The organism is Pseudomonas sp. P4_C3, from assembly GCF_056402075.1.
This window is the reverse complement of the sequence record NZ_JBFUIC010000223.1, coordinates 1-7,480: the sequence shown is the minus strand read 5'-3', so window position 1 is coordinate 7,480 and position 7,480 is coordinate 1. Positions and strand designations below refer to the sequence as shown.

At 56.9% G+C, this 7,480-nt stretch carries 8 protein-coding genes; 1 reads left to right on the top strand and 7 read right to left on the bottom strand.

Annotated elements, in window-relative coordinates; translation table 11 throughout:
• Positions 1 to 252: SDR family NAD(P)-dependent oxidoreductase (locus AC1DVH_RS23640; protein WP_477755860.1), on the bottom strand; the 252-nt coding region annotated here is incomplete at its 3' end.
• 466 nt (positions 253 to 718) lie between these two features.
• Here AC1DVH_RS23640 and fdhA point away from each other — a divergent pair.
• Entirely contained in the window at positions 719 to 1,918 is a 1,200-nt protein-coding gene (gene fdhA / locus AC1DVH_RS23635) for a formaldehyde dehydrogenase, glutathione-independent (protein ID WP_477755859.1), read from the top strand.
• A 101-nt stretch (positions 1,919 to 2,019) separates the two neighbouring features.
• Here fdhA and AC1DVH_RS23630 read toward each other — a convergent pair whose 3' ends face one another.
• The 6 genes from AC1DVH_RS23630 to AC1DVH_RS23605 form a co-directional block, all read right to left on the bottom strand.
• Positions 2,020 to 2,937, bottom strand: a complete 918-nt coding sequence (locus tag AC1DVH_RS23630) for a DMT family transporter (protein WP_477755858.1) — start codon at positions 2,935 to 2,937, stop codon at positions 2,020 to 2,022.
• Between the two features lie 35 nt (positions 2,938 to 2,972).
• Positions 2,973 to 3,986 carry a GlxA family transcriptional regulator gene (locus AC1DVH_RS23625; protein ID WP_477755857.1) on the bottom strand — a complete coding sequence of 338 codons (1,014 nt, stop codon included), beginning with the start codon at positions 3,984 to 3,986 and terminating at the stop codon, positions 2,973 to 2,975.
• Positions 3,987 to 4,090: 104 nt separating this feature from the next.
• Positions 4,091 to 5,089, bottom strand: coding sequence for a 4-hydroxyproline epimerase (locus AC1DVH_RS23620; protein WP_477755856.1), 999 nt, complete (start codon positions 5,087 to 5,089; stop codon positions 4,091 to 4,093).
• Positions 5,090 to 5,101: 12 nt separating this feature from the next.
• Positions 5,102 to 5,950, bottom strand: a complete 849-nt coding sequence (locus tag AC1DVH_RS23615; RefSeq protein ID WP_477755855.1) for an ABC transporter permease — start codon at positions 5,948 to 5,950, stop codon at positions 5,102 to 5,104.
• Positions 5,947 to 6,795 (bottom strand): ABC transporter permease, encoded by an 849-nt coding sequence (locus AC1DVH_RS23610; protein ID WP_477755854.1) that lies wholly within the window; start codon positions 6,793 to 6,795, stop codon positions 5,947 to 5,949. Before AC1DVH_RS23610 ends, AC1DVH_RS23615 begins: the two co-directional genes overlap by 4 nt.
• Positions 6,792 to 7,480, bottom strand: a 689-nt coding sequence (locus AC1DVH_RS23605) for an ATP-binding cassette domain-containing protein (protein WP_477755853.1), incomplete at its 5' end; no start/stop codon positions are given. The genes AC1DVH_RS23605 and AC1DVH_RS23610, both read right to left, overlap by 4 nt.

Here is a 7,480-nt window from a genome sequence, read left to right as displayed (position 1 = left end):
TCCCCATACCGACTCTGCCCAAGTGGTAAGTTCAAGGACTTGATCTTCTTCAATCAAGTCCGCCGCACGCCCTTGCGCTTCAAATCCTGCGGCACGTAACTCCTCAACCCGATCATGAATGCGAGCGCTGCTGCCTGTGATTATCAACTTAACGCCCAGGCTGCCCAGTCKCTTCGCAATCGCAATGCCAATGCCTCGTTCACTACCGGCTCCGCTGACAAGCGCTACCTGACCAGTCCAGTCCGCAATCATCGCGCTTGCTCCTATCGTCCGGGGTTAGCCCCTGAATCCATGGAAACTGAGGGGAAATAGATACTCAACATACAACTCACACCTGGCGCTGCAGGTGGATATCCGGGGATACAGGCGCTGATCCTGTTGGTAAGTACTGCATCCTCATGGAAGATCCAGGCTGAATCATAGACGCATTAGGCACGGAGGGACGCATACCTCCAGCAAGCATCGGAACCGACGATAGGCGATTGTTCGGAGCATGGCAGGAAACAGGCGGTGATTGGGTGCTAAATGCCCTCGCAGAGTGCTGATACCAGGCGTAGGATCGATACGATGACTGCTAATCACGCGTGGTTGGAAGGTAACTTCCAACCGATCTGCATTCACGCGCAAACGCAAGACATATACCGCCGCACTGTAAGGCCGCGCGCCCCTTCGCAGTACAAGGGCCGTGTTCTCACAACAACAAAAGCGAGGTGAAAGCATGTCTGGTAATCGTGGTGTCGTGTATCTCGGCGCAGGCAAGGTCGAGGTGCAGACCATCCCCTATCCGAAAATGGAAGACCCGCGCGGCAAGCGCATCGACCATGGCGTGATCCTGCGCGTGGTTTCGACCAATATCTGCGGCTCCGACCAGCATATGGTGCGTGGCCGGACCACGGCCCAGGTCGGGCTGGTACTTGGCCATGAGATCACCGGCGAGGTGATCGAGAGGGGCCGTGACGTGGAAAACGTGCAGATCGGTGACCTGGTCTCGGTGCCGTTCAATGTCGCCTGCGGCCGTTGTCGCAGTTGCAAGGAACAGCACACCGGCGTCTGCCTGACGGTCAACCCGGCGCGCCCCGGCGGTGCCTATGGCTATGTGGACATGGGCGACTGGGTTGGCGGCCAGGCCGAATACGTGCTGGTGCCGTATGCCGACTTCAACCTGCTGAAGCTGCCCGACCGCGACAAGGCCATGGAGAAAATCCGCGACCTGACCTGCCTCTCCGATATCCTGCCGACCGGCTACCACGGCGCGGTCACCGCCGGTGTCGGCCCTGGCAGCACGGTGTATATCGCCGGTGCCGGTCCGGTCGGACTGGCTGCTGCCGCCTCCGCCCGTCTGCTTGGTGCGGCGGTGGTGATCGTCGGCGACGTCAATCCGCTGCGTCTGGCGCATGCCAAGGCCCAGGGCTTCGAGATCGCCGACCTGACCCAGGACACTCCGCTGTACGAGCAAATCGCTAACCTGCTTGGTGAGCCGGAAGTCGATTGTGCGGTCGATGCGGTCGGCTTCGAAGCCCGTGGCCACGGCCATGACGGCGCGCAGCACGAGGCCCCGGCCGATGTGCTCAACGCGCTGATGGGCGTGGTGCGGGTCGCCGGCAATATCGGTATCCCCGGTCTGTATGTCACCGAAGACCCGGGCGCGGTCAACAAAGCCGCCAAGCATGGCAGCCTGAACATCCGTTTCGGCCTCGGCTGGGCCAAGTCCCACAGCTTCCACACCGGCCAGACCCCGACGATGAAGTACAACCGTCAGCTGATGCAGGCGATCATGTGGGACCGGATCAACATTGCCGAGGTCGTCGGCGTGCAGGTAATCAGCCTGGACGACGCGCCGCGCGGTTACCACGAGTTCGATGCCGGGGTGCCGAAAAAATTCGTCATGGATCCGCACAAGCTGTTTAGCGCCGCCTAAGGAGCAGGTTGGGAAAAGGGCAGCTTTGRGCTGCCCTTTTTATGGCCTTGCTCATCCAGGAAACCAACCACACATTGATTACTTCATACATTCAGGTACGTTCACACCTTTGCTTTAATCGCATACAGCCCCCCGATAATCACCAACGCTGCGCCGACAACCACCCAGGTATCAGGGCGCTCGGCAAAAACGATTACACCAACCAAAGTGGCGAACACCAGAAGCGCATAGTTGAAAGGCTGCAGGGTAGAAGCGGTCGCGTACTTCAGTGCTTGAATGAGGAGAATCTGAGCGACTACTCCCGTCAATGACAGGATCYCCATCAAGAAGCCCTGGACCGGAGTCGGAGAAACCCAGGCTGGCAGCCCCACAAATGTAATTGTCAGGGCACCCACACTTGCCATAAAAAGCATGTTCGTCGCAAAGGAATCGTGCTGGCTAATCCGGCGCGTCAGTACATTGAAGAATGCGAACCCTAAAGCAGACAGCAAGGGAATCACGGCCGCGAGTTCAAAGACGCCCGCGCCTGGTCGCAGGATGATCAGTGTGCCGGTGRACCCTATGGCAGCAGCGATCCAACGTCGTAGCCCGACAAACTCTCCTAGCAGGCCCCCCGCCAATGCCAAAGTCATCAGAGGGAATACCGCATAGAGAGCGTGCATTTCAGCCAAACCTAAATATCGTAACCCGACTGCAAACAGTACTATTTCACCAACGGCTAACAGGGCTCGAATGATTTGGAGCCAAGGGTGTTTACTGCATAAAGACTCCTTGACCCYACCTTGGTAGGCGGCATATCCGAAGGCAAAAACGACAAACACCCAGTAACGCACCATGACCAGTTGGGCAACCGGGAAGTCTTTGACAAGCACCTTGGTTATTCCGTCCTGGCTCGCAAAGATAAGCATTGAAAGCAGGCATAGGAAAATCCCGAGTTGAGGCCTTGCGACCCCAGGACTAACGGCAACGGTGGGCGCAGCATTTTCTGTTCGGTCGCACTTCAATCGCAACTCGGTCATGCCCTCCTCCTTAAAATTTTTGCGACAGCCCTTTTTTACTTCACCAACCGCGTTTCTCTCGAAGGCCGGTAACCAAAATACGAGCTGTAGCATTTGCTGAAATGGCTCGGTGAAACAAAGCCGCATGCGACCAGCACATCAACCTGAGACAGCTCTGTGTGCTGAAGCAAGCGCCGTGCTTCGGTAATGCGCAATTCCAGGTAATACCGTTGCGGCGTGGTACCCAGTTGCTCTTTGAACAAGCGCTCTATTTGTCGACGGGAACGTCCGGCATATACCGCCAGTTGGTCCATTTGCAACGGTTCTTCCAGGTTGGCGTCCATCAGTTTGACCACCTCTTTGAGGGGGGCGCTCAACGAGATGTTCTGTGTCGGTTTGATACGCCGATACCGCGACTCTTCGAAAGACAGAATGTCTTCGATGCCCTCGACAAGCGCCTTGCCATGCAGCCCTTTGATCCATTCGAGAGCCATATGATAAGCACCCGCCGGACTCGAAGCCGTGAGCCGGTCTCGATCCATGACAAATGCTTCACTGGTGACATGCGTGACTTTGGAAATTTCTGCGAGCGCAGGTCGGTGCTCGGGATGAATCGCACAACGATACCCTTCAAGTAAACCTGACACGCCCAAAAACCACGCCCCATTCCACAGCCCGGCCAGGGTGATACCCAGTTCCGATGCCGTTTTAAGGATGCTGATCAGCTCGTGATTGACTTTGAGTTCGGTGCGATAGCCGCCGCAGATGACCAGCAAATTAAGGTCTTTGAGTGCTGCGACGTCCAAACGCGCRTCCGGTCGAATGACCAGGCCAAGGTCGCTGGTGACCTCTCCGTCCTGCACCCCGAAGGTTCGTGAAGAGAACAACGTAGGCCGCAAAAGGTTGGCAGTGACAATCGTATCGAGCGCTTGCGTAAATGCAGGCAACGAGAAGTGTTCGAGCAGTAAAAATCCTGCCCGGGCATGAGCCGTCGGCTCGCTCCGAGTCTCTTCCAGATAGCGCAGGTTTTTACCTTTCATACACCCGCTGAAATCTCGTCGTTCGATCACTTTGCGCCTCGCTTTTTTTACACTGACAAATGCAGCCTTTGTGCAAACCAAGGTTGAATCTGCGTCTGCGAAGAATCAACCGCTGACGCCGTGACCAAACTGTTTTATGCGAGCTGGAACCCGTGAGCCAGAGGGTCTTTATCATCGACGAAAATGGTGTTGTGACCTATCACCTCAGCCCAGCCGCTGACACTTGGCTTCATTGCGTCGAAGGTTCCGACTTTTACCGACGCCTCAACCTTTCCTTCGTAGATCGTACCAATCAGACTTTCAAGTCGGTAAATGTCGCCGACATTCAGCCGCCCCTTTGCGAAGAGCTGAGCCATCCGGGCCGAGGTACCGGTACCACCGGGAGAACGATCAATAGCTTTATCACCGTAGAATACTGCACAGCGGCCATGCACGGTTCTACTGTGTGGTTTGTCACACCAGATAATGTGGTGAACACCACTGATTCTGCTGTTCTCAGGATGCACAGGGTCACATATGACCGAGAGCGCTGCACGCAGCTTCTGGCTCAACCCCACGATGTCAGCCGTCGTCTGCCCTTCGAATCCAGTCCAGCACTCCTGTGGTTCGACCACCGCATAGAAATTCCCGCCGTAGGCGATGTCCACCGTAAACGTACCAATACCCGGTACTTCCACCACCACATCGGCGCTGTGCAGGTAGCTGGCTACGTTGAACAAGCGAATCGACTCAACAAATTCGCCGCCCATGGTGTATTCGACATCGACCCGTCCTGCCGGTGTTTCAATGGCGAGTTTTCCCGGCTCACGAGGTGTCACCAAGCCCTCTTCAATGACCACGGTCGATAATCCGATGGTGCCCGCTCCACACATCGGCAGGCAGCCGCTGACTTCGATAAACAACGCACCGAAGTCGCAGTCGTCACGTACCGATGGATAGATGATGACGCCGGACATGATGTCGTGCCCCCGGGGCTCGAACATCAATGCGGTGCGTACCCAGTCGTGGTCACGCACGAAAATATCGCGACGCTCCGCCATCGATACGGAGGGCAGCAGCGGTGCTCCGCCCGCTACAACCCGAACCGGGTTGCCGCACGCGTGCGAATCAATGCAAAAAAAGCTGCGTCTCATACTGATGCCCTTTCAAAGGAGTTTGCTGGGGGAGTGACGCTGCAACGCGCCCCGTGACAGTCGATCCAACAGCAGCGCAATAGCGACAATGGCCAGGCCCGCTCGAAGGCCCAAGCCCATCTCCATCCTGGAGAGGCCACGGGTAACTTCAGCCCCCAGACCGCCCGCCCCCACCAAACCAGCCAGCACCACCAWCGCCAAGGACATGAGGATGCATTGGTTCAGGCCTACCAACAGCGTGGGTCCGGCTGTCGGCAGTTCAATTTTGAACAGAATGTCTTTAGGTGAAGCACCGGACGCCTGGCCCAACTCAAGGAGATCCTTGGGCAGCTGCTTGAAGGCCAGAGTCGTCAATCTGAGCATCGGCGGGATGCCGTAAACAATCGTTGCGATGATCGCGGGCACCCGTCCCAAGCTGAACAGCATCACTGCGGGGATCAGGTATACCCAGGGCGGCACCGTTTGCATGATGTTCAGAATCGGCAGCAACGCTTCATCTACACGCTTCACCCGGGCGGCCAGAACCCCCAGCGGGAAAGCAATGGCAACAGAGATCAGGACCGACACGCTGACGAGCGCGATCGTCTGGATGGACGCGACCCAAAGGCCAGCGAACAAACAGAAAGCCAACATCAGCGCAGCGAAAACAGCGACTCGCTTATTGGCAAAAAAGAAGGCCGCGACAACGACAATACCGATGAATAAATACGGATGGGGAGCAAGCAGCGTTCCCTCCACTGCACCGAGTACCCCCTCAACGACCTGACTGATCCCTTTGAACAAGCCATGTAAATTCGTGTTCAGCCAGTCAACGGCAGGAGCCAGGTAATCGCCTGGAGAAAATTGAATGTGCGTTGTCATTGGGAAGCCCTCACCCGCGCCTGTGCAGCACTCTGCGCCAGACGATCCAGGATCATGGTCAGGATAACGATAGCGATGGCCGCATTGATCGACTTGGCGATATCCAACGTACGGATGGAACCGTAAATCGCCTCGCCCAAACCGCCCGAACCCACAATGCCGGCGATGACGACCATACCAAACGCCATCATCAGACTTTGGTTGACACCGGCCATGATGCTGGGCATGGCGAACGGTAAGCGGATCTTGAAAAACATCTGCATTCCAGTCACGCCGCTGGCATCTCCCAACTCGATGAACTCCTTGGGTGTCATGCGAATACCCAGGGAGGTCAGTCGTAGCGCAGGGGGAAGCGCAACGATAAAAGTCGCCAACAGCGCCGTGGCAGGGCCGTAGCCGAGCAGTGCAATGGCCGGTAGCAGGTAGATGTAGGGCGGCATCGTTTGGATCAAATCCAGACAAGGATCAACCACACGATCAAAGGCCGGCGCCAGACCGGCAATGACCCCCAGTGGAATGGCGACGACCAGTGCCAGGACAGTCGCTGTGAGCACCAGGGCAAGCGTGCTGACTGTCTCTGGCCACAAGCCGATGACGTCGCAAAACAACAAGGCCAAACCTGTGAGAGTCGCAAAGCGAACGCCAGCCAGACGCCAGCCAATCAACGCCATGACAATCGCTACGGCGTAGTGCGGTGGATAGGCGATACACCACAGCACGCCTTCGTAGATGCCCTTCAGCACCGCATTGACGGCATCGAACACGAACTCGCCATTATCCGAAAGCCATTCCAGTCCTGCATCAATGGAGGTATCAAACTGACTGGAAAAATCCGGCGTGCTCATGCGGACGCCTCCATCGCATTGGCAGTTGCTACGGACGCAGACTCGTTGGGAATACCTTGAACGCCACGCAGCAGATCACGAGGCGTAATGATCCCCACCACTGTTCCGTTATCGACGACGGCAAGCGCGTCGCGCACGGACTTCATCGTCAAACCGATGAGTTCATCGATATCGGCGTCAAGCGAGGTTTTGGTGAGCCTGGAAATGTCGCAAGTCGGATGTGCTGCCTTGTAGGCCTGGACAGACGTCATGACCGAGTGAGCCTTGACCAGATGCAATCGGGAAATGCCGGCGACGAATTCCGCCACGTAGTCGTCAGCCGGGTTGAGCACGATTTCCTCGGCGGTGCCAACCTGAATGATGGCGCCATCTTTCATGATCGCAATGCGGTCACCGATGCGGATGGCCTCGTCCAGGTCGTGTGTAATAAACACCGCGGACTTGCCCAGCTCCTTGGTCAGCTGGCGGAACTCATCCTGCAACTGTCGGCGAATCAGCGGATCAAGCGCGCTGAACGGCTCATCCATCAAAATCACTTCTGGGTCAGCTGTGAGTGCACGCGCCAGTCCGACCCGTTGCTGCATACCCCCGGACAGCTCGCTTGGATAGCGTGAAGTCCACTCGCTCAATCCAACCTTCGCCAGCGCCAGCTCGGCCACTTTGTAACGCTCGGCCTTGCCAACAC